The organism is Streptomyces sp. TSRI0107 (genome assembly GCF_001905845.1).
GTDB lineage: Bacteria > Actinomycetota > Actinomycetes > Streptomycetales > Streptomycetaceae > Streptomyces.
In genome coordinates this window covers 27,381-53,236 of record NZ_LIVZ01000004.1, presented here as the reverse complement: position 1 = coordinate 53,236, position 25,856 = coordinate 27,381, and the positions used below count along the sequence as shown (strand labels likewise).

The 25,856-nt window shown below is 73.1% G+C and carries 26 protein-coding genes; 14 read left to right on the top strand and 12 right to left on the bottom strand.

Annotation, left to right across the window (positions count from 1 at the left end; genetic code table 11):
• The first annotated feature begins 137 nt into the window (after window positions 1–137).
• Window positions 138–2,258 carry a hypothetical protein gene (locus AMK31_RS10580; RefSeq protein WP_198948464.1) on the top strand — a complete coding sequence of 707 codons (2,121 nt, stop codon included), beginning with the start codon at window positions 138–140 and terminating at the stop codon, window positions 2,256–2,258.
• A gap of 75 nt (window positions 2,259–2,333) precedes the next feature.
• On the opposite strand, the gene AMK31_RS10575 is transcribed toward AMK31_RS10580, so the two are convergent.
• Window positions 2,334–3,185 carry a transglutaminase-like domain-containing protein gene (locus AMK31_RS10575; RefSeq protein ID WP_073940744.1) on the bottom strand — a complete coding sequence of 284 codons (852 nt, stop codon included), beginning with the start codon at window positions 3,183–3,185 and terminating at the stop codon, window positions 2,334–2,336.
• Window positions 3,186–3,203: 18 nt separating this feature from the next.
• Window positions 3,204–4,277 carry a GNAT family N-acetyltransferase gene (locus AMK31_RS10570; RefSeq protein WP_073940194.1) on the bottom strand — a complete coding sequence of 358 codons (1,074 nt, stop codon included), beginning with the start codon at window positions 4,275–4,277 and terminating at the stop codon, window positions 3,204–3,206.
• A 140-nt stretch (window positions 4,278–4,417) separates the two neighbouring features.
• Here AMK31_RS10570 and fdxA point away from each other — a divergent pair, with 140 nt between their 5' ends.
• Window positions 4,418–4,738 carry a ferredoxin gene (gene fdxA / locus AMK31_RS10565; protein WP_073940193.1) on the top strand — a complete coding sequence of 107 codons (321 nt, stop codon included), beginning with the start codon at window positions 4,418–4,420 and terminating at the stop codon, window positions 4,736–4,738.
• A gap of 121 nt (window positions 4,739–4,859) precedes the next feature.
• Window positions 4,860–5,957 (top strand): bifunctional succinyldiaminopimelate transaminase/glutamate-prephenate aminotransferase, encoded by a 1,098-nt coding sequence (locus AMK31_RS10560; protein ID WP_073940192.1) that lies wholly within the window; start codon window positions 4,860–4,862, stop codon window positions 5,955–5,957.
• Window positions 5,958–6,034: 77 nt separating this feature from the next.
• On the opposite strand, the gene AMK31_RS10555 is transcribed toward AMK31_RS10560, so the two are convergent.
• Entirely contained in the window at window positions 6,035–6,457 is a 423-nt protein-coding gene (locus AMK31_RS10555) for an ATP-binding protein (protein ID WP_073940191.1), read from the bottom strand.
• 280 nt (window positions 6,458–6,737) lie between these two features.
• Window positions 6,738–7,706, bottom strand: a complete 969-nt coding sequence (locus AMK31_RS10550; RefSeq protein WP_073940190.1) for a heavy metal transporter — start codon at window positions 7,704–7,706, stop codon at window positions 6,738–6,740.
• A 98-nt stretch (window positions 7,707–7,804) separates the two neighbouring features.
• Between AMK31_RS10550 and dapE the strand changes: the two genes are divergently transcribed.
• Both dapE and AMK31_RS10540 read left to right on the top strand, forming a co-directional pair.
• Complete coding sequence (gene dapE / locus AMK31_RS10545; RefSeq protein ID WP_073940189.1) at window positions 7,805–8,884, top strand: succinyl-diaminopimelate desuccinylase; 1,080 nt, start codon at window positions 7,805–7,807, stop codon at window positions 8,882–8,884.
• 161 nt (window positions 8,885–9,045) lie between these two features.
• Entirely contained in the window at window positions 9,046–9,804 is a 759-nt protein-coding gene (locus AMK31_RS10540) for a TIGR00730 family Rossman fold protein (RefSeq protein WP_073940188.1), read from the top strand.
• A gap of 28 nt (window positions 9,805–9,832) precedes the next feature.
• Here the strand turns inward: AMK31_RS10540 and folP are convergent, their stop codons facing one another.
• Window positions 9,833–10,693, bottom strand: coding sequence for a dihydropteroate synthase (folP, locus tag AMK31_RS10535; protein ID WP_073940187.1), 861 nt, complete (start codon window positions 10,691–10,693; stop codon window positions 9,833–9,835).
• Between the two features lie 170 nt (window positions 10,694–10,863).
• On the opposite strand from folP, the gene AMK31_RS10530 reads away from it, so the two are divergent.
• Window positions 10,864–11,214, top strand: a complete 351-nt coding sequence (locus AMK31_RS10530; protein ID WP_198948482.1) for a DivIVA domain-containing protein — start codon at window positions 10,864–10,866, stop codon at window positions 11,212–11,214.
• Entirely contained in the window at window positions 11,211–11,798 is a 588-nt protein-coding gene (locus AMK31_RS10525; RefSeq protein ID WP_073940185.1) for a DNA-3-methyladenine glycosylase I, read from the top strand. Before AMK31_RS10530 ends, AMK31_RS10525 begins: the two co-directional genes overlap by 4 nt.
• Before the next feature lie 9 nt (window positions 11,799–11,807).
• Here the strand turns inward: AMK31_RS10525 and AMK31_RS10520 are convergent, their stop codons facing one another.
• Window positions 11,808–12,611: an enoyl-CoA hydratase/isomerase family protein gene (locus AMK31_RS10520; protein ID WP_073940184.1), complete on the bottom strand. Its 804-nt coding sequence runs from the start codon at window positions 12,609–12,611 to the stop codon at window positions 11,808–11,810.
• Between the two features lie 347 nt (window positions 12,612–12,958).
• Here AMK31_RS10520 and AMK31_RS10515 point away from each other — a divergent pair, with 347 nt between their 5' ends.
• The gene (locus tag AMK31_RS10515; RefSeq protein ID WP_003966491.1) at window positions 12,959–13,126 is read left to right on the top strand and encodes a DUF3117 domain-containing protein; all 168 of its coding nucleotides are present in this window, start codon (window positions 12,959–12,961) and stop codon (window positions 13,124–13,126) included.
• A gap of 138 nt (window positions 13,127–13,264) precedes the next feature.
• Here the strand turns inward: AMK31_RS10515 and AMK31_RS10510 are convergent, their stop codons facing one another.
• Window positions 13,265–13,963, bottom strand: coding sequence for an O-methyltransferase (locus AMK31_RS10510; RefSeq protein ID WP_073940183.1), 699 nt, complete (start codon window positions 13,961–13,963; stop codon window positions 13,265–13,267).
• 163 nt (window positions 13,964–14,126) lie between these two features.
• On the opposite strand from AMK31_RS10510, the gene sigE reads away from it, so the two are divergent.
• From sigE to AMK31_RS10485, 5 genes are all read left to right on the top strand, one after another.
• Window positions 14,127–14,900, top strand: a complete 774-nt coding sequence (gene sigE, locus AMK31_RS10505) for an RNA polymerase sigma factor SigE (RefSeq protein WP_241842615.1) — start codon at window positions 14,127–14,129, stop codon at window positions 14,898–14,900.
• A 71-nt stretch (window positions 14,901–14,971) separates the two neighbouring features.
• Complete coding sequence (locus AMK31_RS10500; RefSeq protein WP_385312959.1) at window positions 14,972–15,874, top strand: anti-sigma factor family protein; 903 nt, start codon at window positions 14,972–14,974, stop codon at window positions 15,872–15,874.
• A 741-nt stretch (window positions 15,875–16,615) separates the two neighbouring features.
• A complete protein-coding gene (locus tag AMK31_RS10495) occupies window positions 16,616–18,343 on the top strand; it encodes a trypsin-like peptidase domain-containing protein (RefSeq protein WP_443333942.1) in 1,728 nt (575 codons plus the stop codon).
• Between the two features lie 187 nt (window positions 18,344–18,530).
• Window positions 18,531–18,983: a sec-independent translocase gene (locus tag AMK31_RS10490; RefSeq protein ID WP_073940180.1), complete on the top strand. Its 453-nt coding sequence runs from the start codon at window positions 18,531–18,533 to the stop codon at window positions 18,981–18,983.
• Window positions 18,984–19,185: 202 nt separating this feature from the next.
• Window positions 19,186–19,845, top strand: a complete 660-nt coding sequence (locus AMK31_RS10485; protein ID WP_073940179.1) for a hypothetical protein — start codon at window positions 19,186–19,188, stop codon at window positions 19,843–19,845.
• A gap of 78 nt (window positions 19,846–19,923) precedes the next feature.
• Here AMK31_RS10485 and AMK31_RS10480 read toward each other — a convergent pair whose 3' ends face one another.
• The 3 genes from AMK31_RS10480 to AMK31_RS10470 are packed head-to-tail and all read right to left on the bottom strand — an operon-like array spanning window position 19,924 to window position 22,991.
• Window positions 19,924–21,057 (bottom strand): Mrp/NBP35 family ATP-binding protein, encoded by a 1,134-nt coding sequence (locus AMK31_RS10480; RefSeq protein ID WP_073940178.1) that lies wholly within the window; start codon window positions 21,055–21,057, stop codon window positions 19,924–19,926.
• Between the two features lie 43 nt (window positions 21,058–21,100).
• Window positions 21,101–21,718, bottom strand: a complete 618-nt coding sequence (locus AMK31_RS10475; protein ID WP_073940177.1) for a DUF1003 domain-containing protein — start codon at window positions 21,716–21,718, stop codon at window positions 21,101–21,103.
• Entirely contained in the window at window positions 21,708–22,991 is a 1,284-nt protein-coding gene (locus AMK31_RS10470; RefSeq protein ID WP_073940742.1) for a magnesium transporter MgtE N-terminal domain-containing protein, read from the bottom strand. The genes AMK31_RS10475 and AMK31_RS10470 overlap by 11 nt, the downstream gene beginning before the upstream one ends.
• Window positions 22,992–23,178: 187 nt before the next feature.
• On the opposite strand from AMK31_RS10470, the gene AMK31_RS10465 reads away from it, so the two are divergent.
• Window positions 23,179–23,922 (top strand): hypothetical protein, encoded by a 744-nt coding sequence (locus tag AMK31_RS10465; protein WP_079186798.1) that lies wholly within the window; start codon window positions 23,179–23,181, stop codon window positions 23,920–23,922.
• Between the two features lie 16 nt (window positions 23,923–23,938).
• Here the strand turns inward: AMK31_RS10465 and AMK31_RS10460 are convergent, their stop codons facing one another.
• Window positions 23,939–24,451 (bottom strand): hypothetical protein, encoded by a 513-nt coding sequence (locus AMK31_RS10460; protein WP_073940176.1) that lies wholly within the window; start codon window positions 24,449–24,451, stop codon window positions 23,939–23,941.
• Between the two features lie 23 nt (window positions 24,452–24,474).
• On the bottom strand, window positions 24,475–25,590 hold the full coding sequence (locus AMK31_RS10455; protein WP_073940175.1) for a magnesium and cobalt transport protein CorA: 1,116 nt from the start codon (window positions 25,588–25,590) through the stop codon (window positions 24,475–24,477).
• Window positions 25,591–25,856: the final 266 nt, after the last annotated feature.

Genomic DNA, 25,856 nt, shown 5'->3' with positions numbered 1-25,856 from the left:
GAAGTGGCCAGTATGGTGGTGCGCGCCGCCGAGCCTCCCCCAAGCACTCGACTCCGCTCGGGCAGGGGGGACCCCCATCTCGCAGTGTGAGGTAGTAGGTCGGGAACGGGCGGCGGAGCCAACCGGGAGAACCTGCCTTGAGTCGTGAAACTGACAGTCCGTCCTCCGGGCCCAACGGGCGCGGCGGAGCCGCATACCCCTCGGGCACGCCGCCGTACGGTACCCCCACGGTTTCCGACGGCGGCGCGGACGGGGGCCGTTCGGCCGCACAGCCGGAGGAACGCAAGACCGAGACCACGCTGACGACCCGGATCCGGATCAACATCCCCGGATCGCGGCCGATTCCGCCGGTCGTCGTGCGCAAGCCCGTCGCGGACGCCGAGTCCGCCGCGGCCGACGACACCGAGGCCGAGGCTCCGGCGCCGAGCGCCGCCACGGCCACGGGGACCGTCGAGCCTCCCGCCGAGCCCGCCCCGCAGGCCGAGGAGAAGACCAGCGACTGGTTCGCGCCCCGCAAGTCCGCCCAGGCCAAGGGCGGTCAGGGCGGCCCCGCCGCCAACGGTGCGAGCGCACCCGGCGGTTCGGGCGCGCCCGGCGCCGCCCCGGCCGGCGGCGCGCGGCCGGCGGCCGGCTCCGGCCGCCCCGGCGGTGTCGTCGGCTCCGTGAACGCGCCCGGCGGCAGCCGCCCCGGCGGCACCAACGGCTCCGGGCTGCCCGGCGCCACCGGCGGCCCCGTCGCGCCCGGCCACGGCGGCGGCACCGGCTCCTTCGACGTCACCGAGGCACTGGCGGCCGGCCCGCTGGGCAGCGGCTCGCGCACCGGCGAGACGCGCCGCGACGACCTGCCGTACTTCTCGGAGAACGCGCAGAACGGTCAGGCCTCGCGCAACGGCCAGTCCTCGCAAGGCACCCAGAACGGCCAGAACGGGCAGGCCGGTTACGGCGGACCCCGCGGCGGCGGCCCCAGCGGCCCCACCAGCGGCCCGGTCACCGGCGACGGCCCCGTCGTCCCGCCCACCGCCTTCACCGCCCCCAACCCGCTCGCCGGCGCCCCCGCCCCCGGCGGCGGCCTCAGCGACGACACCGCGATCCTCACCCCGCAGAAGCAGGTCCCCGAGCCCCCGGCCGGCGCCTCCTTCACCGCCCCGCACGACAACGTCTCCGGGCACACCGTCACCAGCGGCATCCCGGTCGTGCCGAGCCCCGACCACGACGCCGGGTTCCCGCCGGCCCGCTCCGGGGCGGCCCCGGCCGCGCCCAAGCCGCCGGCGCCCGCCGTGCCGGCCCAGCAGAGCGCCCCGGCCGCCGCGCCCCGCAAGAAGAAGGGCCGCAACAAGCTGGTGCTGCTCGGTGGCGGCGTGGTCGCCGTCGCCGGTGTCGCCTACGGCGCCGGCCTGCTGATGAACCACTCCGACGTGCCCAAGGGCACCACCGTGCTCGGCGTGGACATCGGCGGCGGCACCCGCGACGACGCCGTGAAGAAGCTCGACGAGGCCCTGAGCGACCGGGTCGACAACCCGGTGAAGCTGACCGTCGACGGCGACACGGTCACCCTCAAGCCGGACCAGGCGGGCCTGTCGTTCGACGCCCAGGCCACTGTCCGCGAGGCCGCGACCAGCGACTACAACCCGGTCTCCGTGATCGGCTCGCTCTTCGGCGAGCAGCGGGTCGTCGAACCGGTCATGCCGGTCGACGAGGAGAAGCTGCACTCCGCCCTGGAGGACGCGGCGGGCGGCGCCGGCAGCGCCACCGACGGCACGATCAAGTTCGTCTCCGGCAAGGCCGTGCCCGTCTACGGCAAGCCCGGCAAGGGCATCGACGTCGACAACGCCACCGACGCGGTCGCGAAGGCCTACCGGACCCAGGTGGAGACCGGCACCGGCGAGGCGGTCGCACTGCCGACCACCACCAGGCAGCCGACGGTCTCCGACGCCGAGGTCGACCGGATGATGAAGGAGTTCGCGCAGCCCGCGATGTCGGGCAGGGTCACGGTCCAGACCGACCCGGCGCACGCGATCCCCCTCAGCCCGGAGAACTCCCTCTGGAAGTTCCTCCGCGTGCAGGCCGTCGACGGCAAGCTGGTCGAGAACCCGGACCTCAACGCCCTCGAGGAGCTCTACGGCAGCACCTTCGACGGCGTCCTCATCACCCGCGGCACCGGCCAGAAGACCGAGGTGACCCCCCAGGACGTCTACCAGGCCCTGCGCACGGTCCTGACGAGCAAGACGAACAGGACGGCGGTCATCAAGACCAGCTGACGCGCGAAGACACAAGACGAGGGGCACCCCGCGAACGCCGGGTGCCCCTTGTCGCGCCGCACGGCGAGACGCCCCCTAGTTCAGCAGCGCCCGAGCGGCCCGCGCCTCCCCGAGAAGCCGTTCCCCGGCAGCCTCGTCCACCGCGGAGACGACTTCCGCGTACGCCTCCAACTCCTCGGCGCCCGCGGCGAACTCCCCGCGCTGCACCATCAGCCGGGCCCGCTCGTACCGCAGCCGCGCCGGGTGCGACGGCAGCAGCAGCGACAGCTCCACCGCCCACAGGGCCACGTCCGACCGCTCCGGACGCGCCGCGGCCCACGCCCGGACGTTGTTCAGGATCCGCAGGACCACCTCCGTCGCCGCCGCGGGCTCCAGCAGCGACGGATCGAGCGGCGCCCCCGTCGCGCCGACGACGAGCAGCTCCGCGTCCATCCCGGTCAGCACCCGCCCCCCGTCGAACGGGTCCACCAGCACCCGCTCCCCGGCCGTGCCGAACCCGACGACGAAGTGTCCCGGCAGCGCCACCCCGTACACCGGAGCCCCCGCCCGCCGCGCGACCTCCATCCACACCACGGACAGCAGGATCGGCAGCCCCCGGCGCCGCCGCAGCACCTCGTGCAGCAGCGACGACTCCAGCCGCCGGTAGTCCCCGGCGGTCCCGCGGAAGCCGAGCCGGTCGCCCAGCAGCTCCCGGGTCGCCTCGGCCCAGTCGCGTGCCCCGCCGGGCCGGAACGGCAGCAGCCCCGCCAGCCGGTCCAGCTCCATCTGCGCGCCGTCGATCCCCGCCTCGTCCAGCGCGGCGTCCCCGGACGCCGCGACCAGCAGGCACAGCAGGGCCAGATCGGGCCGCTCGGCCCGGGCCTCGTCGGCGAACCGCAGCCGCAGGTCGGCGGCCCGCTCGGGCGGCGGGGGGAACGGAGGAAGCAGCACGGCCCGCACCACCCCTCAGCCCCGCCCGGCGGCGGACGCGCCGTCCGCGGCCGGCTCCCGGTAGTGGTGGTAGGCGTGGTGCGCGGCGAACCCCAGCCCGCCGTACAGCGCCCGCGCCTCCGCGTTGTCCGTCTCGACCTGGAGCCACGCCGCGGAGGCGCCCTCCTCCAGGGCCCGCCCGGCGAGCGCGGCCATCACGGCGGTGGCCAGCCCCCGCCGTCGCAGCGCCGGATCGACCTCCACGGCGGCGAACCCGGCCCACCGCCCGTCGACCACACACCGCCCGATCGCGGCGGGCGGCGCGCCCGCCTCCGCGCCGGGCACGGTCGCGAACCACACGGACGGCCCTCCCCCACGCTCGGCTTCGCTCGCGCGGGGGGACCCCGCCCCCAGCACCCGCAGCGCCACCTCGCCGAGCCCCTTGCGCTGATAGCGGGCCAGCCACGCCTCGTCGGCCTCCCGCGACAGCAGCACCTCGGCGGTGACCTCCCGGTCCGCGACCGGCGCCAGGGAGGCGATCCACAGCTCGGCGGTCACCTCCCGCACCCAGCCGCGCTCCGTCAGCTCCGCGCACAGCAGCTCCTGCGTGCCCTCGGCGCCGGTGGCGGTCTGGACGTACGCGGGCAGGCCCCGGTCGCCGTACCAGCGCCGTACGGCGGTCAGGGCGTCGTCCAGGGGCATGCCGGGGTCGCCCAGGGGCAGCACCGAGTTGGCGCGCCGGGTGAATCCGGCGGCGGCCCGCAGCTCCCATTCACCCAGCCGCTCGCTCTCCACCGGACGCCACGCCCGCGCGGAGATCCGCGCCAGCTCCGGGTAGGTGGCGGCGGGGCCCCTGCGGCGGGCCGGGGCGGCGGGCACCACCTTGCCCGCGACCAGCGAGGATTCCGCGATACGGACGACTTCCCCGTCCCGCCGTGTGATCACGAGCACACCGTTGTCCCACGATGTGAGAACACCAACCGTGTCGGTGAATTTCTCCTCGGTGACCGCACTGGCGCTAGGGTGGCCAACGCGCCGTACGGAGACGCGTTTGCCCACGTCAGCAGCGGTGATACGGACCTCAAGGCGCCCTGCCGCAGAGATTTCCACAGGTCGGTTCACCCCTCCTGTTCGGATCTTGCCCAAGAACGGAGATACTAGGGGCGGGCATCGACGACGCCGCGCTCCCGCGCGCCAGGCGGCGGAGCCTGAGGAGGCCCGCCAGCGCCCTATCGAGGAGGAACGACAGCGTGACCTACGTCATCGCGCAGCCTTGTGTCGACGTGAAGGACAAGGCGTGCATCGAGGAGTGCCCGGTCGACTGCATCTACGAGGGCCAGCGGTCCTTGTACATCCACCCGGACGAATGCGTCGACTGCGGTGCCTGTGAGCCGGTCTGCCCGGTCGAGGCGATCTTCTACGAGGACGACGTGCCGGAGGAGTGGAAGGACTACTACAAGGCGAACGTCGAGTTCTTCGACGAGCTGGGTTCGCCCGGCGGTGCCAGCAAGCTCGGTCTGATCGAGCGCGACCACCCGTTCGTCGCCGGTCTGCCGCCGCAGGCCGAGTAACACCCGTGTCCGCCCCGGCGGACCGCCAGCAAGCGCCGCCTCGGTCCCGTACGGTCTGATCGCCCCGATCGCCGCACGGGACCGAGGCGTTTGCCCGACCGTTGAGAGTGAGCGAGAAACCGTGTCCGCAGTCTCCGACCTCCTGCCCACCTTTCCCTGGGACAAGCTCGCGCCCTACAAGAAGACGGCCGCCGCGCACCCCGACGGCATCGTCGACCTGTCCGTCGGCACGCCGGTCGACCCGGTGCCCGAGCTGATCCAGAAGGCGCTGGTCGACGCGGCCGACTCGCCGGGCTACCCGACGGTGTGGGGCACTGCGGAGCTGCGGGACGCGATCACCGGCTGGCTGGAGCGCCGGCTCGGCGCGCGCGGCGTCACCCACCACCACGTCCTGCCGATCGTCGGCTCCAAGGAACTGGTCGCCTGGCTCCCCACCCAGCTGGGCCTCGGCCCCGGCGACCGGGTCGCCTACCCGCGCCTGGCCTACCCGACGTACGAGGTCGGCGCCCGGCTGGCGCGCGCCGGGTACGAGGTGTACGACGACCCGACCGAGCTGGATCCGGCGGGCCTGAAGCTGCTGTGGCTGAACTCGCCGTCCAACCCGACCGGCAAGGTCCTCTCGAAGGAGGAGCTGACCCGGATCGTGGCCTGGGCCCGCGAGCACGGCGTGCTGCTGTTCTCCGACGAGTGCTACATCGAGCTGGGCTGGGAGGCCGACCCGGTCTCGGTGCTGCACCCGGACGTCAACGGCGGCTCCCACGAGGGCATCGTCTCGGTGCACTCGCTGTCCAAGCGGTCCAACCTGGCGGGCTACCGCGCGGCCTTCCTGGCCGGTGACCCGGCCGTGCTGGGTCCGCTGCTGGAGATCCGCAAGCACGGCGGCATGATGACCTCCGCGCCGACCCAGGCGGCCGTCGTGGCGGCCCTGGGCGACGACGAGCACGTGCGGGTGCAGCGGGAGCGCTACGCGGCCCGCCGCACCGCCCTGCGCGAGGCGCTGCTCGGCCACGGCTTCCGCATCGAGCACAGCGAGGCCAGCCTCTACCTGTGGGCGACCCGGGACGAGTCCTGCTGGGACACCGTGGCGCACCTCGCCGAGCTGGGCGTCCTCGTCGCGCCGGGCGACTTCTACGGCCCGGCGGGGGACCGGTTCGTACGGGTGGCGCTGACCGCCTCGGACGAGCGGGTCGCGGCCGCGGTGGCACGGCTGGCGCGCTAGGGGGCGTCTCGCCGACACGACGAAGGGGTCCGGGGACGAGTTCCCCGGACCCCTTCGCCGTACGTGCCGTACCGGCGTCAGCCGATGGGCAGGCCCTGCGTCGGCAGTCCGCCGCCCTTGGTGAGCGAGTCGGTGGGCAGGCCGCCCTTGGAGGCGGTCTTCGCGGTGTCGCCGACGATGTCCCCGGCGGAACCGGCCACGTCCCCGGCGGCCTTCTGCGCGGCCGGCGTGGCCTTCTTCGCGGCCTTGCCGGTGGTCTTGCCCGACTGCTTGACCGCCTTGCCGCCGGCCTCGCCCGCGAGCTCGGTGACGTTCTGGGCGGCGCCGTCGACGGTGGTGCCGACGTTCGCGCCGTCCAGGGCGGTCAGCCCGCCGAGGTTCGGCGTGGCCGGCAGCTCGGGGGCCGCGGAGGCGGCACCGGCCGCACCGACCACGGAGGCCGCTCCCGCAGCGGTGAGCAGCGCGGCACGGGCCATCCGGCGGGTCAGGGGGAGGGACATGATGCTCCTTCGACGGAGAAGAACGTGAACAGGACGTGCGCCGTGACTACCGCTCGACCCCCCGCCGAGGTTGCGCAGACCGAACGTAAAGAGTTGGCAATGCGTCGCATTATCGGCTGTGGATAAATGCGGACAAAGGGCCTGCGGTGCGAAAGTCCGCCGAATCCTTACAGCTCTTTGTTCCCAAGGGTTTCCACGGACACCGGGGTGACCGGGCGAAAACCTGCGCACACCGTCGTGCGCGCACCTCGCGCATTAGCCCGTCCGGGTGATGGCCCGTCTACTGCGCAGTGACGATCCGGACCGCGTCGGCGCCCTCGCCGCTCTTCGCGTCGGACTCCGGCCCCGTCGCGCGCCACTCGCTCCCGGTGGTCCCGGCGACCCACTCCCGGCCCGCGTACGAGACCCGCTCGATGTGCAGCGCCGAGGCGTTGGCCACCGCCCAGTGGGCCAGCTGCCAGCCCCGCTCCCGGCCGTCACCGGCCCCGCGCTCCGGGGCCACCGGCACGGTCACGGTCCGCCCGCTGGTCCGCGCGGTCACCGTCGGAGTCGGCGTCGCCGGCGCCGCGGCGCCCACCTCCGCGCCGGTCTCCTCCATCGCGTCCCGGCCGAAGTCCCGCACCAGCGCCGAACGCACCGCGTCCGGCCCGCTGACCCGGGTGGCGTCCGGGCGCCCCTCACAGGTCAGGGTGGCCTCGGCGCGGCCGGTGAGGGCGGCGGCGAGCAGCGTGGCGTCCGGCTCGTGCTTGGCGTACGCCTGCGGGAAGCCGCTGCGCTGCACCCGCTGGGCGGCGACGGTGAGCGGCAGCCGGGTGTAGCCGGGCACCTCGACCAGGTGGTCGTAGAACATGCCCGCCGAGTAGATCGGGTCCATGATCTGCTTCTCGGTGCCCCAGCCCTGCGACGGCCGCTGCTGGAACAGTCCGAGCGAGTCGCGGTCGCCGTGGTGGATGTTGCGCAGCGCCGACTCCTGGAGCGCGGTCGCCAGCGCGATCGTCACCGCCCGCTCGGGCAGCCCGCGCGCGGTGCCGACGGCGGTGATCGTCGCCGCGTTCACCGCCTGCTCCGGGGAGAACTCGTAGGACGCCCCGTCGCCCTTGCCGGACACCACCTTGCAGCCCGGACCGCCCGCACCGCCGGTGACGTACTGCACCACGAGATAGCCGGCGACGGCGAGCAGGACGACGAAGGCCGCCCCGAAACGCAGGAGTCGGCCACGACGCTTGGGAGAAGGGGACGGCTCTGGCACGCGTACAAGGTACTGGAGCCCGTGGGACATGAGATGCCCGGTGCGGCAGCGAGCCGCGGGCGCGACGGCCCCCGGGGCGGGAACGCTAGGGTCGGGGCATGGCCGATACCCCGCTTGACCTCACGCTGGACGCCGCGCGGCTGACCGCGCAGCTCGTCGACTTCCCCTCGGTGAGCGGCGGTGAGAAGCCGCTCGCGGACGCCATCGAGACCGCGCTGCGCGCCCTGCCGCACCTCACGGTCGACCGCTTCGGCAACAACGTCGTGGCGCGCACGGACCTGGGCCGGCCGGAGCGCGTGATCCTCGCCGGGCACATCGACACCGTCCCGATCGCCGAGAACGTGCCGTCCCGGCTGGACGAGGACGGCGTGCTGTGGGGCTGCGGCACCTGCGACATGAAGTCCGGGGTGGCGGTGCAGCTGCGCATCGCCGCGACGGTCCCCGCGCCCAACCGCGACCTGACCTTCGTCTTCTACGACAACGAGGAGGTCGCCGCCGACCTCAACGGCCTCAAGCACGTCTCCGAGGCCCACCCCGAGTGGCTGGCGGGCGACTTCGCGGTGCTGCTGGAGCCGTCCGACGGCCAGGTCGAGGGCGGCTGCCAGGGCACCCTGCGGGTGCTGCTGAAGACGTCCGGCGAGCGGGCCCACTCGGCGCGCGGCTGGATGGGCTCCAACGCGATCCACTCGGCCGCCCCGATCCTGCAGCGCCTGGCCTCCTACGAGCCGCGCTGGCCCGTCATCGACGGCCTGGAGTACCGGGAAGGCCTCAACGCGGTCTTCATCTCCGGCGGGGTGGCCGGCAACGTCATCCCCGACGAGTGCGTGGTGACCGTCAACTTCCGCTACGCGCCCGACCGCACCCCGGAGGAGGCGGTGGCCCACCTCCGCGAGGTGTTCGCGGACTGCGGGGTGACCGAGTTCGTGGTCGACGACCACAGCCCCGGCGCGCTGCCCGGCCTGTCCCACCCGGCCGCCGCCGCCTTCATCGAGGCGGTGGGCGGCACCCCGATGCCCAAGTACGGCTGGACGGACGTCTCCCGCTTCTCCGCGCTCGGCGTCCCGGCCGTGAACTACGGTCCCGGCAACCCGCACTTGGCGCACAAGCGGGACGAGCGGGTGGAGACCGCGAAGATCCTCGCGGCGGAGGAGCGGCTGGCGTCCTGGCTGACCGCCTGACCTGACCGGCTGACCGGCTGACCGCCTGACCCGACCGCCTGACCGCCTGACAGCCGCGGATCGCCCGCGGCGCTTTGTGGCGGACACGTCCACGTCCCCCCTCCGTAACCCGCGTAGATCTACGCTGAGACGGAAAGACGTGGCAACCGGAGGGAGCGCACATGGCTACCGGCAACCCTGAGGGCAAGAAGCAGCCGCCGGAGGAGCAGCGTCTCGGGCCGGTTCTGCGACGGCGGAGCCAGGTCACGGCGAGCACCACGGACCAGCGGCTGCTGGACGCGGGCGGGCCGTCCGACTGGGTGCACACCGACCCCTGGCGAGTGCTGCGCATCCAGTCGGAGTTCATCGAGGGCTTCGGCACACTCGCCGAACTCCCGCCCGCCATCAGCGTGTTCGGATCGGCTCGGACGCCGGCGGACTCGCCTGAGTACGAGGCGGGGGTGCGGCTGGGCCGCGGCCTGGTGGAGGCCGGCTTCGCCGTCATCACCGGCGGCGGGCCCGGCGCGATGGAGGCCGCCAACAAGGGCGCCTGCGAGGCGGGCGGGATCTCGGTCGGCCTCGGCATCGAGCTGCCCTTCGAGCAGGGCCTCAACCCCTACGTCGACATCGGGCTGAACTTCCGGTACTTCTTCGTCCGGAAGATGATGTTCGTGAAGTACGCCCAGGGGTTCGTGGTCCTGCCCGGTGGCCTGGGCACGCTCGACGAGCTCTTCGAGGCGCTCACCCTCGTCCAGACCCAGAAGGTCACCCAGTTCCCGATCGTCCTGTTCGGCACCGAGTACTGGGGCGGGCTGGTCGACTGGCTGGAGAACACGCTGATCGCCCAGGGGAAGGCCGCCGCGAAGGACCTCAGCCTCTTCCACCTCACGGACGACGTGGACGAGGCGGTCGCCCTGGTCTCGAAGGAAGCGGGCCGGTAACCCGCCCACGGTCGGCCCGCCCCGGTGGTCACGCCAGGCCGCGGCGGGCCACCGCCGGGGCGCGGTGCCCGGCGATCGACGCGACCATGTCCAACACCTGCCGGGTCTCCGCCACCTCGTGCACGCGGTACACCTGCGCGCCAAGCCAGGCGGACACCGCCGTCGTCGCCAGGGTGCCGATCAGCCGCTCCTTCACCGGGCGGTCCAGCGTCTCCCCGACGAAGTCCTTGTTGGACAGCGACACCAGCACCGGCCAGCCCGTCTCGGCCATCTCGCCGAGCCGCCGGGTCGCCTCCAGGCTGTGCCGGGTGTTCTTGCCGAAGTCGTGCCCGGGGTCGATGAGGATCGACTCCCGCGGGACGCCCAGCGCCGCCGCCCGCTCCGCCAGCCACACGGTCACCCGCAGGATGTCGGCCATGACGTCGTCGTACGTCACCCGGTGCGGACGGGTCCGCGGCTGTGCACCGCCCGCGTGCGTGCACACCAGCCCCACGCCGTAGCGGGCGGCGACCTCCGCGAGCCGCGGGTCCACGCCGCCCCACGCGTCGTTCAGCAGATCCGCGCCCGCCTCGCAGACGGCCTCGCCGACCTCGGCCCGCCAGGTGTCCACGCTGATCACGACGTCCGGGAAGCGCCGCCGCACCTCGGCCACGAAGCCGACCGTGCGCCGCGCTTCCTCCTCGGCCGTCACCTCGTCGCCGGGACCGGCCTTGACCCCGCCGATGTCGACGATCGCGGCCCCCTCGGCCACCGCCTGCTCCACGCGCGCCAGCGCGGGCTCGTCGCGGAACGTCGCCCCCTGGTCGTAGAAGGAGTCCGGGGTCCGGTTCACGATCGCCATGATCACCGGCTCGTGCGTGCCGAATTCACGCCTGCCCAGCCTGAGCATCCCCTGTGACCTCTCCTAGTGCGTCCCACGTACGTCGGGCCTTTCGGCCGCCTGCGACCTTAACCGTCAGACTCGCATGGCACGATCGGACCCTGACACATTCGACTCGACGCATCGGGCGGGACTCGTCCGACTCGACCGATCCGACCGTGGGGACCACAGCGATGGTTATGTTCTTGTTCCTGGTCGTCGCGCTCGCCGTGGTGGTCGCCGCGGTGACCCTCGCCGTGGTGGGCGGCGGCGAGCAGGCGCCGCTGCCGGACGCGGCACCCGAGCGGCTCTACGACCCGCTGCCCACGGACCGCCCCGTCACCCGCGCCGACGTCGACGACCTCCGCTTCCCGCTCGCCGCGCGCGGCTACCGCATGGCGGACGTCGACGACGCCCTGACCCGCCTCGCCGCCGAGCTCGCCGAGCGCGACGCGCGGATCGCCGACCTGGAATCCGCCCTGACCGGCGCCCGGGCCGCCGCCGACGGCGTCTCCATGGAGAAGCGGCGCGAGGAGGACGGCGACCGATGACCGACGGCATGTCCCTGACCGGCCCGGACGGGGCCCGCCGCTGCCCCTGGGCGCTGTCAGCGCCCGACTACCTCGCCTACCACGACGAGGAGTGGGGCCGCCCCGTCCACGGCGACGACGCGCTCTTCGAACGCCTCTGCCTGGAGGCCTTCCAGTCCGGCCTGTCCTGGATCACCATCCTGCGCCGCCGCCCCGGCTTCCGCGCCGCCTTCGCCGGCTTCCGGATCGCCGAGGTGGCCGTCTTCACCGACGAGGACCGGGAGCGCCTGCTCGCCGACCCCGGCATCATCCGCAACCGGGCCAAGGTCGACGCGACCCTCGCCAACGCGCGCGTGCTGGCCGGCTGGGACCCGGGCGAGCTGGACGAGCTGATCTGGTCGCACGCCCCGGACCCGGCCGGCCGCCCCGTCCCCAAGACGCTGGCCGACGTCCCGGCGGTCACCCCGGAGTCGACCGCCCTCTCCAAGGCCCTGAAGAAGCGGGGCCTGCGCTTCGTCGGCCCCACGACGGCGTACGCGCTGATGCAGGCGTGCGGCCTGGTCGACGACCACCTCGCCGACTGCACCGCACGCCGCGCCGGCTGACCGGGCCCGCTACCGGCCCAGGTACTTCGGCTGCTCCTTGTTCACGAACGCCCGCACCGCGATCGCGTGGTCCTCGGAGGCACCCGCCCGCGCCTGCAGCTCGTCCTCCTTCTCCAGCGCCTCCTCGAAGGAGTGGGTGAGCGCGTAGGCCATGGACTCCTTCAGCGACGCGTACGCCACCGTCGGCCCCGCGGCCAGCTCGCGCGCCACCTTCTCCGCCTCGGCGCGCAGCTCGGCGGCCGGCACCACCCGGTTGGCGATGCCCAGGTCGTAGGCCTCCTGCGCCTTGACGCTGCGCGGGAACAGCAGCAGGTCGGCGGCGCGGCCGGGGCCGACGACCCGCGGCAGGGTCCAGGAGATGCCGGAGTCCGCGGTGAGCGCGACGCCGGCGAAGGAGGTGTTGAAGGCCGCCGTGTCCGCGACCACCCGGTAGTCCGCGGCGAGCGCGAACCCGAACCCGGCGCCGGCCGCGACCCCGTTCACGCCCGCGACCACGGGCTTCGCCATGCCGACGAGCGCCCGCGCGATCGGGTTGTAGTGCTCCCGCACGGTGCTCATGGTCTGGCCCTCGCCCGCCTCCCGGTCGGCGGCCAGCAGCCCGATGTGCTCCTTGAGGTCCTGCCCCACGCAGAACGCCCGGTCCCCGGCGGCGGTCAGCAGCACCGCGCGGACGGCGTCGTCGGCCGCCGCGGACTGGACCGCGTCCCGGAGGGCGACCTTGGTCGCGATGTTCAGCGCGTTCATCGCCTCCGGGCGGTTCAGCGTGATCGTCGCGAGCCCGTCGCTCACCTCGTAGAGCACGGTGTCGGCCATGGCGTATCCCCTCCGGTACGGGTCCTGTGTCCGAAGGACAGCATGGCGGAGATCACCGGTCGCGCACGTGTGACCTGCGTCAAAGAAGCCAGGCGGGTTCCCGCTCGGCGGAACGGGCCCGCGGGGGGCGCAGTATCGCAGTCACATCGCCGAATTGAGTGGTTTTGCTCGGGCGCGTTGCCCAAGCGATGCCTACCGATGTTGGTCATCGGGTCGAGAGATGCGGGATAATGGCTTGGAAGCAATGTGTTCGATGCCGGTGTCGCGTGTCCCGCTCACGGATCGCGCGTGCCCCCCAGTGGGCCGTCGGCTTTGACGATGAGCTGGTTTCAGGAAGGGGAACGAGCATGGCGGCCATGAAGCCGCGGACGGGTGACGGCCCGCTCGAGGTGACCAAGGAGGGGCGGGGCATCGTCATGCGCGTTCCGCTCGAAGGCGGCGGTCGGCTCGTCGTCGAGCTGACCCCGGACGAGGCCGACGCGCTCGGCGATGCCCTCAAGAAGGTCGTGGGCTGACGCGCGCAAGCGACCATACCCTTTCGGCCGCCCCGGTACCGCACATGGTGCCGGGGCGGCTGCGTGTGCGGCACCTGTCCGCGGCAGTGCCTGCGGCGAGGCCTGCGGCACCCGTCTCTTACGGCGGTCGTAGGCTGGCTACCGCTTGACCGCGCACAGCAGTCCGTCCCCCACCGGCAGGAGGGACGACACCAGCTCCTGGCTCTCGCGCACCGCGCGCAGCAGCTCGCGCAGCCGCACCACCTCCGTGGGCTGCGGCCCGGAGTCCACCGTCCGGCCGTGCGCGAAGACGCCCTCGAACGCCACCAGCCCGCCGGGCCGCAGAAGGCGCAACGATTCAGCGAGGTAGTCCAGCACCTCGAGCCGGTCACCGTCGCAGAAGACGAGGTCGTAACCGGCGTCCGCGAGCCGGGGCAGCACATCCAGCGCGCGGCCCGGGATGAACCGGGCCCGGTTGCTGGCGAACCCGCAGGCACGGAACGCCTGCCGGGCGGACTGCTGGTGCTCCGGCTCCGGGTCGACGGTGGTCAGGACGCCGTCGGGACGCATCCCGTGCAGCAGATGGATCCCGGAGACCCCGGTGCCGGTGCCGATCTCCGCGACCGCCTTGGCGTCCACCGACGCGGCCAGCAGCCGCAGCGCGGCGCCCGTGCTGGGCGACACCGGGCGCAGCCCTGCCTCACGGGCGCGTTCGCGGGCCCAGTGCAGCGCTTCGTCCTCGGCGACATAGGCGTCGGCGAACGCCCAGCTCGTCTGCCGGTTGCCGGTAATGACCCTCTCCTGTCCCCACGGTTGCCTCGGCGTGACTGTATCCGTTGGCGCCGGGAACCCGCAGATGGGACCGGGCGTTTAGAGGGGTGGAGGACGGAGCGGGGGGACACAGTTGGATCACGATGACGAGCGGGACGCCGAGCAAGTGCTGACGCAGCCGTATGAGCCGTATCAGCCCAGATCAAATTCTCGTAAAACCGCTTATCCGGAGCTAACGGACGAGGTGGCTATGGTAGGGGCTCCACTGGACACCACCAGAGCCGACAGGGGAGGTGCGGCCGCGCCCGTGGACCGGGGAGGAGTGCTCCGGCGCTTCCTCGGCTCGGCAGGCAGGCCGAAATCCGTGAACGACACCGCTGCTGACCACAGTCACGCCGCTGACATCGCCCAGACCGCGACCTTCTCCACCGACGCGGACGGGCAGGCGTGGACTCCGCCCACCTGGGAGGAGATCGTCAGCACGCACAGCGGACGCGTCTACCGCCTGGCCTACCGCCTCACCGGCAACCAGCACGACGCCGAGGACCTCACCCAGGAGGTCTTCGTCCGTGTCTTCCGCTCGCTGTCGACCTACACCCCCGGCACGTTCGAGGGCTGGCTGCACCGCATCACCACGAACCTGTTCCTGGACATGGTCCGCCGCAAGCAGCGCATCCGCTTCGACGCCCTCGGCGAGGACGCGGCCGAGCGCCTGCCCAGCCGCGAGCCGTCCCCGCAGCAGGTCCTCAACGACGCGCACTTCGACGCCGACGTCCAGCAGGCCCTCGACACCCTCGCGCCCGAGTTCCGCGCCGCCGTCGTCCTGTGCGACATCGAAGGACTGTCGTACGAGGAGATCGCCGCGACCCTCGGCGTGAAGCTCGGCACCGTCCGCTCCCGCATCCACCGCGGCCGCTCGCAGCTGCGCAAGGCACTCGCGCACCGCTCGCCGGAGGCGCGGGCCGAGCGCCGCTCCTTCCTCGCCCGTGTCCCCGCGCTGGGAGGAGGGGGCGCGTCCGCGTGAGTGGATCATGGCCTGAACCTGCGCAGGGACACCTCGCAGAGCAGCACCTGGGAGACCGACTCGCCGCCCTGGTGGACGGCGAGCTCGGTCACGACGCACGCGAGCGCGTGCTGGCACACGTGGCGACCTGCCCGAAGTGCAAGGCGGAGGTGGACGCCCAGCGCCGCCTGAAGAACGTCTTCGCGGAAGTGGCCCCGCCACCGCCCTCCGAGAGCTTCCTGGCCCGGCTCCAAGGACTGCCCGCGGGCGGTGACCTCGACGGCGGCACCCCGTTCGGCGGGGGCGGCCCGGTCGGCGGCTTCTCCGGGCGGCCCGGCGCGGGAGGCGTCTTCGGGGTGAGGCGCGGCGGTGAGCGCTTCGAGTTCGACTATGTCCCCGCCGGACCGCACTCCTCGTCCGTCCTGCCGGAGACCGGACGCGGCTTCCGCATCCACGAAGTCGGCCGGCCCGACGCCGAGCGCGGTTCACGCGGGCGGCGGTTCGCCTTCGTCGCCGCCGGAGCGGTGTCGCTCGCCGCCATCGCGCTGGGCGGCGTCACCACCGGCGTCGCACCCGGCGACGCCGAGGCGCGCAACGGCTCCGGCAGCAATGTGACACCCCTGCGCTCGTCGGGCGCGGGCGCCACCTCGACGCCGGACAGCCAGCGGCGCCGGGCCCCCGGACCGCTGCTGGCGCAGGGCCAGGGCGGACGCCTGCTGGGCGAGACCCCGGCGGCACCGACCCAGGCGTCGGCCCCGCTGCTGCCCGGCGTCACGGGCCGTCGGCATGACTCGGGGCACGCGCTCACCGCCCCCATGGTGGCCGGTGCCGCGGCCATGTCCCCACTGATACGTCCGCTGAGCGCGACCCCGCCGATCAGCCTGACCGCGTGGTCCATGGCACCCGAGGCGACCGCCCCCGGCCTGCTCGCCGCGTCCCCCACGCCCGACCCGAGCGCCACCTCCGCGTCCGCCTCCCCGCGCACCCCCCGCTGACCGGCCTCTGCGGTTCGGCCCGCGAACCTGGTTGAATCCCGGGGAGGACCGCGCCCCGGCACGACCGGGCGCGGAGTCGACGAACCGCGGCCACCACCGACGAGCCGAGCCGCGGCCAGCTGTGGGGAGAGCATGAACGAGGGGAAGCCCACGCAGAGCCCTTCGGGTCGCACGGAGGACACGGTCACGCCGCCGGGCCCGCCGGACACGACCGACGGCGACTTCGAACTGGAACGCCCGGCGGGAACGCCGGGCGCCACTTCGGACGACGGCGACTTCGAACTGCGACGCCCGGAGGATCCGTCGCCGGCCGGCGCGCTGGCGGGCGCCGCGAACCCGGTCGTCCCCGGCGGGGCCCGCACGTCCGGCACGGAAGCGGGCACGCGTACGGCTTCCGCGCTGGGCACGGAGATATCGGCGACTTTCGACGCGGTTGGGGTGACGCGGGCACCCTCTGGTGAGGAGGTGGCCTCTGACGCGGTTGCGGCGACGCGGGTCGGCTCCGGTGAGGAGGTGGCCGCTGACGCCGTTGCGGTGGGGCGGGCTGGCTCTGGTGAGGAGGTGGCCTCTGACGCGGTTGCGGCGACGCGGGTCGGCTCCGGTGAGGAGGTGGCCGCTGACGCCGTCGTGGCGACGCAGGCCAGCTCCGGTGACGAGGCGTCCCCTGACGCTGTCGTGGTGGCGCGGGCCGGCTCCGGCGAGGCAGGCGGGGAGACGACCCGCTCCGCCACCCCCAGGCCCCTGCACGACCCCGACCCCTACGACACCCCGCCCTACGGCGAACCGGGCCCCTGGGCCCCGGCCCCGCCGGTACAGCACCCGGCGACGACCCCGGCCGGGGGCACCGCGATACCCGCCCCGCATCCGCAGGCCCCCCAGCCATCACCGCTCGCGCCGCCAGCCCCGGCCCCGGTCGGCCAGACCACCCCCGTCCCCGGCGCGACGCCGACACACGCCTTGCCGTCCACCCCGTCACCGGGCGCCCCGGGCACACCCGCCCCCGGCGGCCTCCACCCCGCCCCAGAGAGCGCCCCTGCCCACGAGCCGGCGGGAGCCCCCGGCACGCCCGCCTCCGGCAGCTCCCTTCCCCCCGTCGGCGCCGCCCCCGCGCCCGGGGTGTCGAGCACCCTGGCACCGGGCGCCCCCGGCGCCACCCCCGCGCACACCGTGCCCGCACAGCCGATCGCGGGCGCGGACGGGGTCTCCGCGCCCGCGCCCGGGGAGCACGCTTCCGCGCCCCCCGCCGACCCCTGGCACCGCTACGACCCCTGGGCTGCGGCCGGCGGGGCTGGTGGGGCGGCCGCTGGTGGCGCGCCGTTGCAGCAGAACGGGGCCGCGGTCCCCACCCAGCGGCAGCGTCGCAGGCAGGCCAAGCGGCTGCTGCTCGGCGCGGCGCTGGTGCTCGCGCTGGTGTCCGGCGGTATCGGCGGCGCCGTGGGGGCCTACCTGGAGCGCAACGGCGGCGTCGGACAGGTGGAGTTGCCGCAGGCCGGCAGCGAGCCCACGGGCCGGGCCGCCGACAGCGTCGCCGGGATCGCGGCCCGCGCCCTGCCCAGCGTGGTCACCCTGCACGTCTCGGGCAGCGACGCGTCGGGCACCGGCACCGGCTTCGTGCTCGACGACCGCGGCCACATCCTCACCAACGACCACGTGGTGGAGCCCGCCGGCGCGGACGGCGAGATAACCGTCACCTTCAACAGCGGCGTCACCGCCGAGGCCGAGGTCGTCGGCCAGGACAGCGGATACGACCTCGCCGTCGTCCGGGTGCGCGGCGTCAGCGGGCTCCGGCCGCTGCCCCTCGGCAACTCCGACAACGTCCAGGTCGGCGACCCGGTCGTGGCGATCGGCGCGCCCTTCGACCTGGCCGGCACGGTCACCTCCGGCATCATCTCGGCCAAGGAACGCCCCATCACGGCGGGCGGCGAGAAGGGCGACGGCAGCGACGTGTCGTACGTCGACGCGCTGCAGACCGACGCCCCCATCAACCCCGGCAACTCCGGCGGCCCCCTGCTCGACTCCCGGGCCCGGGTCATCGGCATCAACTCCGCGATCCGCTCCGCCGACGGCGGCGGCGACCCGGAAGGCGGTCAGGCCGGTTCCATCGGCCTCGGCTTCGCCATACCCATCAACCAGGGCAAGCGGGTCGCCGAGGAGCTGATCAACACCGGCAAGGCGACCCACCCGGTGATCGGCGTCACCCTCGACATGAACTACACCGGTGACGGCGCCCGCGTCGGCACCAAGGGCAGCGACGGCGGCTCCGCGGTGACGCCGGGCGGCCCCGGCGACCGGGCCGGTGTCGAACCCGGTGACGTCATCACCGAGGTGGACGGCCAGCGGGTGCACTCCGGCGAGGAACTGATCGTCAAGACGCGCGCGCACCGCCCCGGCGACCGGCTGGAACTGACCGTCGTACGGAACGGGAAGGAGCGGACGATCTCCCTGGTGCTCGGGTCGTCGGGGGACTGACCGGTAACCGGCCGGGAAGTGACAGGAACCTCACAGAACGGACGCCCGGCCCCGCCCACAAGGGCAGCAACCGGAAAACCGCTCACATACACACACTCGGGGGTCACGGGACGGTACCGGTCGGACAGGATCGGCGGGTACCGTGGATCCGGCCCGGACCACGGGAGGACATCGCAAGGAGCTTCAGGTGTTCAATGACATAGGACCGCTCGAGCTGGTGACGATCATCGTGCTCGCGGTGCTCGTGTTCGGTCCGGACAAGCTCCCGAAGGTCATCCAGGACGTGATGCGCACGGTCCGGAAGATCCGTGAGTTCTCGGAGAGCGCCAAGCAGGACATCCGGCAGGAACTGGGCCCGGAGTTCAAGGACTTCGAGTTCGAGGACCTGAACCCCAAGACGTTCATCCGCAAGCAGCTGGACAACGAGGACCTGGGGCTGAAGGAGCTGCGCAACGGCTTCGACCTGAAGAAGGAGATGGCCGAGGTCACGGACGCGGTCCACGGCCGCGACTCGGAGTCCTCGTCGTCCTCGTCCGCCACCTCCTCCTCGTCGTCCTCGTCCTCCGGTGGCCGCGTCGACATGACCAAGAAGCCCGACGCCCCGGACCACCGCACGCCGTTCGACGCGGACGCCACCTGATCCTCGCGCGCGGCGCGTCGCGCGCCCCGCGCACGGCTTGAACCCGGCCCCCGGGCGACCCACGCGCCGGGCGCATTCCCGGCTGCCCGGAGCGGTGTGGATATGCTGCCGAGTTGTTGTGCGGACCGTACGCAATCAAGGGACGCCGCCCGAAGGGGGGCGGGCCGCCCGGTCCGACGAGAGCTAGGAGGCGTCCGGGCACATGGAGACGACTAGTCGGTCAGTCGCGCAGACGCCGGCCGCGGAGGGCGGACAACAGGTCCCCTCCGCCCGGCGTACGGTCGACGGCTACCTGCGGGCGTCCTTCCCGTGGTACGGCCTCGACGAGGCATTCACGGGGCCGCGTTGGCTGATGCAGGTCGGCGCGGCGGCCGACGGAGCCGTGGAGCACGGTTCGATCGGTCATGGGGACGAGCCCTCGGTGCGGGGGGAGACGGAGGGGGAGGACCGGGAGCGGTTCGCGGTCGTGGTGACGGTCGCGGCGAACCCGGTGCGGCGCAGCGCGGACGGCACGGGCGTGCTGGAGGCCACCTCGGTGTCCTCGGCGGCCTGGCTGGCCGGTGTGGGGCTGCTGTCGTTCACCTGGCCCGGGCAGATGGACCACAGCCTGCGTGACGACTGGCTGGAGCAGCAGACCGAGACGGCGTGGGCCCTCGCCGACGACCTGGACGGCCCGGAGTGGTCGATGCTGTCCCTGCCGGTCGACGGCGTCCCCACGCAGTTCCACTACCGGGAGTCCGAGTTCGGCTGGGTGCTCGCGGGCTCCACGGAGCGGGGCGTCCACGTGGGCGCGTACGGGCGGGGGATGAGCGCGTACGGGCTCGGCTTCGCCGAGATCAAGGACATCTCGGCCTACGAGTAGGCCGACGAGCAGGGCCGGGCACGACGAAGGGGCGCCGCACGCCGCGGCGCCCCTTCGTGCGTGAGCGTGCCCGGAGCTCTAGAACTTGTTCTTCGGGGTGATCCCCAGGGACAGGCCCGAAAGACCCCGCTGGCGTCCGCCGAGCTTCCCCGCGATCGCGCGCAGGGCCGCGCCCGCCGGGGACTCCGGGTCGGTCAGGACGACCGGCCTGCCCTCGTCGCCGCCCTCACGCAGGCGGACGTCGATCGGGATGGAGCCGAGGACCGGGACGTTCGTACCCGTCGTACGGGTCAGGCCGTCGGCGACGAGCTGGCCGCCGCCCGTGCCGAAGACGTCGACCATCTCGCCGCAGTGCGGGCAGGGCAGGCCGGACATGTTCTCGACGACGCCGACGATCTTCTGGTGGGTCTGGACCGCGATGGAGCCCGCGCGCTCGGCCACCTCGGCGGCGGCCTGCTGCGGGGTCGTCACGACCAGGATCTCGGCGTTCGGGATCAGCTGGGCGATGGAGATGGCGATGTCGCCGGTGCCGGGCGGCAGGTCGAGGAGCAGGACGTCGAGGTCGCCCCAGTACACGTCCGCCAGGAACTGCTGGAGGGCGCGGTGGAGCATCGGGCCGCGCCAGACGACGGGGGCGTTGCCCGGGGTGAACATGCCGATGGAGATGACCTTCACGCCGTTCGCCGACGGCGGCATGATCATGTTCTCGACCTGGGTGGGCCGCCCGTCGGCGCCCAGCATGCGCGGCACGGAGTGGCCGTAGATGTCGGCGTCGACGACACCGACCTTCAGGCCGTCCGCCGCCATCGCCGCCGCCAGGTTCACCGTCACCGACGACTTGCCGACGCCGCCCTTGCCGGAGGCGACCGCGTAGACACGGGTGAGGTTGCCGGGCTTGGCGAAGGGCACCTCGCGCTCGGTCTGGCCGCCGCGCAGGGCCGTCGCCAGCTCCTTGCGCTGCTCGTCGCTCATCACGTCCAGCGTGACGTCGACCCGGGTGACGCCCTCGACGCGGGAGACCGCCTCGGTCACCCGCTGGGTGATCGTGTCGCGCATGGGGCAGCCCGACACCGTCAGGTACACGGTGACGGCGACCGTTCCGTCCGCGCCGATGTCCACCGACTTGACCATCCCGAGTTCGGTGATGGGTCGGTTGATCTCGGGGTCGTTCACCGTCGCCAGTGCTTCGCGCACCGCGTCTTCCGTAGCCATAAGGACGATGGTACGGCGCCGCACGGGGCCCCCGGGATGCCCGTCAGCGGTCGTCTACGTCACGTCCCGCCGACCGATCTGCCGGGAATACGTGGTGGCCGTCCTCCCGCCCGTGGTGGCCGTCGGTCCGTTCCTCCATCTCCTTCACCAGGTCCTGGAGCTCGGAGCGGATCCAGTCGCGGGTCGCGACCTCGCCGAGGCCGATCCGCAGGGCCGCGATCTCCCGGGTCAGGTACTCGGTGTCCGCGATGGACCGCTCGTTCTGCTTGCGGTCCTGTTCGAGGTTGACCCGGTCGCGGTCGTCCTGCCGGTTCTGCGCGAGCAGGATCAGCGGGGCGGCGTAGGAGGCCTGGAGCGAGAGCATCAGGGTCAGGAAGATGAACGGGTACTCGTCGAACCGCAGGTCGCGCGGCGCGGACACGTTCCAGAGCACCCACATGATGATGACGAAGGTCATCCAGACGATGAACCGGCCGGTGCCGAGGAAGCGCGCGATGCGCTCCGAGAGCCGCCCGAAGGCCTCCGGGTCCCACTCGGGCAGGATGCGCGGGCGCGGCGGGCGCGGCAGGTCCAGCCGGGCGCGCGGGCGGGTGGTGGCGGTGGCCCCGGCGGGCGCGCGCTCGCGGGCCGCCTCCCGGGACGTCTCGCGCTCAGGAGCCATGGGCGCCCGCCCCCTCGTCCAGATGGAACTCGGTCTCCCGCCAGTCCTCGGGCAGCATGTGGTCCAGTACGTCGTCCACGGTGACCGCCCCCAGCAGCGACCCGGACTCGTCGACCACGGGCGCCGCGACCATGTCGTACGTCGCGAAGAACCCGGCGACCACGGGCAGCGCGGCGTCCGGCGCGAGCGGCTGCAGATCGTCGTCGACGAGCGAGCTGACCAGGGTGAACGGCGGGTCGCGCAGCAACCGCTGGAAGTGCACCGTGCCCAGGTACTTCCCGGTCGGGGTCTCGTCGGGCGGCCGGCACACGTAGACCTGGGCGGCGAGGGCGGGGGAGAGGTCGCGGTTGCGGACCCGCGCGAGGGCGTCCGCGACGGTGGCGTCCGGGCGCAGCACGATCGGCTCGGTCGTCATCAGACCGCCGGCCGTGTGCTCCTCGTACGACATCAGGCGGCGCATGTCGGCCGCGTCGGCGGGCTGCATCAGGCTCAGCAGCCGCTCCTGCTCCTCCTTCGGCAGCTCGGCGAGCAGGTCGGCCGCGTCGTCCGGGTCCATCGCCTCCAGGACGTCGGCCGCGCGCTCGCCCTTCAGCTTGCCGAGGATCTCGATCTGGTCGTCCTCCGGCAGCTCCTCCAGGACGTCGGCGAGCCGGTCGTCGTCGAGGGCCGCGGCGACCTCGGCGCGGCGCTTGGGCGAGAGGTGGTGCAGGACGTTCGCCAGGTCGGCGGGGCGCAGCTGCTCGAAGGTGGCGAGCAGGTTCTCGGCGCCCTGCCCGTGCTCCTCCAGGGAGAACCCGGTGACCGCCGACCATTCGACGGTCAGCGTCTCGCCCTTGGCCCGGCGGAAGGCCCCGCCCTTGCGCCCCTTCCGTACGAACACCCGGTCGATCTCCCAGTCCCGGCGGGCCGGGAGCTGCTGCACCGACAGATCCAGGACGGTGACCTCCTCACCGTCCTCGACGAGCGTGACGCGCCGGTCCAGCAGCTCGCCGAAGACGAGCCGTTCGGTGGGGCGCTGCTCGAAGCGGCGGACGTTGAGCACGCCGGTGGTGATGACCTGGCCGGACTCGATGCCGGTGACCCGGGTCATGGGCAGGAAGATGCGCCGGCGGGTGGCGAGTTCGACGACCAGGCCCAGCAGCCGCGGTGGCCGCCGGGCGACCCGCAGCATCACGACGAGGTCCCGCACCCGGCCCACCTGGTCGCCGGCGGGGTCGAAGACGGCGATGCCGGCCAGGTGCGAGACGAAGATCCGGGGGGCGCCCGCTGCCATGTTCCGCACCTCCGCTTCCATCAGTCCGCTGTGTCCGGGTTGCCCGTTCGGGTGGGCTTCAGGCTAGCCCGTCCGGATCGGATACGCCCTGGTGAGCGGTCCGGACGATCTGGCTCCGTTCCCTCCTCCCGGCCCCGGTACTCTGCGGTACGCCGACCGGACCCCCGTCAGAAAGGCAGCCCCACCTGTGACTGCGATTCCCCCGGGCCGTACCCGCCGGGCCACGCTGGTGAGCGCGATCTGCGCGCTGGTGGTGACGGGCGTGGGGCTGACGGGATGCAGTAGCGAGGACCCGGACGCGGGCACCAACGGGGTGGGCAAGCTGACCCCCGAGAAGATCCAGGCGAAGACGCGCGCGGCCGCGGTGTCGGCCGAGGCGGTCCGGCTGTCCGGGACCGTCGTCGCCGGCGGCAGCACGTACAAGCTCGACATGCGGCTGAAGGACGACGGCGGCACCGGGTCCGTCACCGCGGAGGGCGCGGCGTTCGAGCTGCTGCGGATCGGTGAGCAGCTGTATCTGAAGGCGGACACCGCGTTCTGGGACCCGGAGGGCGGCGAGGGCGACGCGGCCGCCGCCGGCAAGCTCGACGGCAAGTACGTCAAGGTGCCCGAGGGCGACCCCTCCTACAAGCGGTTCAGCGGCTTCACCGACAAGGACGTCCTCCTCGACAGCCTGCTCACCCTGCACGGCACCCTGAAGAACGACGGCCGCCACGAGCAGTCCGGCGTGCGCACCGTCCGCATCACCGGCGACCAGGGCTCCGGCGGCACCCTCGACGTCTCCCTGGAGGGCAAGCCGTACCCGCTGCGGCTGGTGCGCGGCGGCGACGCGGGCACGCTGACGTTCTCGGCCTGGGGTGAGGACTTCGCCCTGAACGAGCCGAAGAAGAGCGAGACGGTGGACTACGGGCAGCAGCTGCCGACGTCGTAGCGCCGGCGCCGCCGACCTACTTGCGCTTGCGCCGCTTCATCAGCAGGCGGGGCAGCGCGGCGGGGATCGGCCGGCGGGTCGTTGCCGCGCTCGGCAGCGGGGCCTCGGCGAGCGAGCCCTCCGGCAGCGGCAGGACCGTCCCGGTCGGCTCCAGGCGCAGCACCCGGCACTCACGGCGCCAGCGCCCGGTCATCGCCTCGCCGTCGGGCGCGTTGAGCCGCTTGCCCTTCAGCTCGGCGACCGCCGCCTCCCACGCCTCGGAGTCCGGCGCCAGCTCCACGACCGTCGCGGTCCAGGCGACGACACGGCCGCCCTTGTCCTTGCTGCGCACGGTCACCTCGGCGGCGGCGCCGTCGGCCAGCCCCGGCAGCGGCTGCTCGCCCGGCCCGTCGCCGACCACGCAGGCGGCGCCCTCGTGCCAGGCGTGCCAGAGCGCGCGGACGGGCGCGCCGGGCCCCTGTACCCAGATGAGGCCGGACTTCTTCGTGGCCTCCTCGACGAGGGCCCGGTCGAGCAGCTCGGTTGTCATGGGCCCAGCCTATCCAGGCCGGGTCACAGCCAGCCGTTGCGCTTCAGGGTGCGGTGGATGCCGAGACAGATCATCGCGGTGATGCCGAGCACCATCGGGTAGCCGAACCTCCACCGCAGCTCGGGCATGTGGTCGAAGTTCATCCCGTACACACCGCAGACCATCGTCGGTACGGCGATGATGGCCGCCCACGAGGTGATCTTCCGCATGTCCTCGTTCTGCGCCACGGACGCCTGGGCGAGGTTGGCCTGGAGGATGGAGTTGAGCAGCTCGTCGAAGCCCATGACCTGCTCCTGCACCCGGGCCAGGTGGTCGGCGACGTCCCGGAAGTACTTCTGGATGTCCGGGTCGATCAGCCGCATCGGCCGCTCGCTCAGCAGCTGCAACGGCCGCACCAGCGGCGACACCGCCCGCTTGAACTCCAGCACCTCGCGCTTGAGTTGGTAGATCCGGCCGGCGTCGGTGCCGCGCGGGGTGCCCTTGCGGCCGGGCGAGAACACCTCGGTCTCGACCTCGTCGATGTCGTCCTGCACCGCGTCCGCGACGGCGATGTATCCGTCGACGACGTGGTCGGCGATGGCGTGCAGCACCGCCGAGGGGCCCTTCGACAGCAGCTCCGGGTCGTCCTGGAGCCGGTGCCGCAGCCCTCGCAGCGAGCCCTGGCCGCCGTGCCGGACGGTGATGAAGAAGTCCTGGCCGGTGAAGCACATCACCTCGCCGGTCTCGACGACCTGGCTGTTGGCGGTCAGCTCGTCGTGCTCGACGTAGTGGATGGTCTTGAAGACGGTGAAGAGGGAGTCGTCGTAACGCTCCAGCTTGGGCCGCTGGTGGGCCTGGACGGCGTCCTCCACGGCGAGCGGGTGCAGCCCGAACTCGCGGGCGATGCCGGAGAATTCGGCCTCGGTCGGCTCGTGCAACCCGATCCAGACGAAACCTCCGTCGCGGCGCACCTGGCGCATCGCCTCGTGCGGGGTGAGCGGCTGGGGCGTCTGGACGCGGGCGCCGTCGCGGTAGACGGCGCAGTCGACGACGGCGGAGGCGGTCGCCGGGTCGCGGGTGGTGTCGTAGCCGCCGGTGTCCTTGCGCAGCGCGGGGCGGGACGGGCGGACGGCGGCGCGCAGGTCGCGAATCATCGACATGGGCAGGCTCCTTCGCAACGGGCAACGAAAGACCGCCGACGACGGGTGGAACTACCCGGAATGAGGACGTTTTTTCACTGCGGATGTTTGGCACGTCCACAAAGCGGGGAGCACCGCACCGTCGCGGTGGCGAGCTTCGCTACTGAGTCAGCTGCTGATGCAGGCCAGACAGAACAGACAGATCAGACAAGGCGAAACGAAGTGCTCTTCCGGACGAAGACGCGCACGCGAAAGGCGGCAGCCAGCTAGAGCCAGAGCTACATCAG

Coding starts and splice junctions, on each gene's coding strand:
- AMK31_RS10555 (WP_073940191.1), bottom strand. CDS start 6,457: ATGTCCCTCCCCCTGACCCGCCGGATGGCCCGTGCCGCGCTGCTCACC.
- dapE (WP_073940189.1), top strand. CDS start 7,805: ATGGCCGATACCCCGCTTGACCTCACGCTGGACGCCGCGCGGCTGACC.
- AMK31_RS10540 (WP_073940188.1), top strand. CDS start 9,046: ATGGCTACCGGCAACCCTGAGGGCAAGAAGCAGCCGCCGGAGGAGCAG.
- folP (WP_073940187.1), bottom strand. CDS start 10,693: ATGCTCAGGCTGGGCAGGCGTGAATTCGGCACGCACGAGCCGGTGATC.
- AMK31_RS10530 (WP_198948482.1), top strand. CDS start 10,864: ATGTTCTTGTTCCTGGTCGTCGCGCTCGCCGTGGTGGTCGCCGCGGTG.
- AMK31_RS10525 (WP_073940185.1), top strand. CDS start 11,211: ATGACCGACGGCATGTCCCTGACCGGCCCGGACGGGGCCCGCCGCTGC.
- AMK31_RS10520 (WP_073940184.1), bottom strand. CDS start 12,611: ATGGCCGACACCGTGCTCTACGAGGTGAGCGACGGGCTCGCGACGATC.
- AMK31_RS10515 (WP_003966491.1), top strand. CDS start 12,959: ATGGCGGCCATGAAGCCGCGGACGGGTGACGGCCCGCTCGAGGTGACC.
- sigE (WP_241842615.1), top strand. CDS start 14,127: ATGGTAGGGGCTCCACTGGACACCACCAGAGCCGACAGGGGAGGTGCG.
- AMK31_RS10485 (WP_073940179.1), top strand. CDS start 19,186: ATGGAGACGACTAGTCGGTCAGTCGCGCAGACGCCGGCCGCGGAGGGC.
- AMK31_RS10480 (WP_073940178.1), bottom strand. CDS start 21,057: ATGGCTACGGAAGACGCGGTGCGCGAAGCACTGGCGACGGTGAACGAC.
- AMK31_RS10475 (WP_073940177.1), bottom strand. CDS start 21,718: ATGGCTCCTGAGCGCGAGACGTCCCGGGAGGCGGCCCGCGAGCGCGCG.
- AMK31_RS10470 (WP_073940742.1), bottom strand. CDS start 22,991: ATGGCAGCGGGCGCCCCCCGGATCTTCGTCTCGCACCTGGCCGGCATC.
- AMK31_RS10460 (WP_073940176.1), bottom strand. CDS start 24,451: ATGACAACCGAGCTGCTCGACCGGGCCCTCGTCGAGGAGGCCACGAAG.
- AMK31_RS10455 (WP_073940175.1), bottom strand. CDS start 25,590: ATGTCGATGATTCGCGACCTGCGCGCCGCCGTCCGCCCGTCCCGCCCC.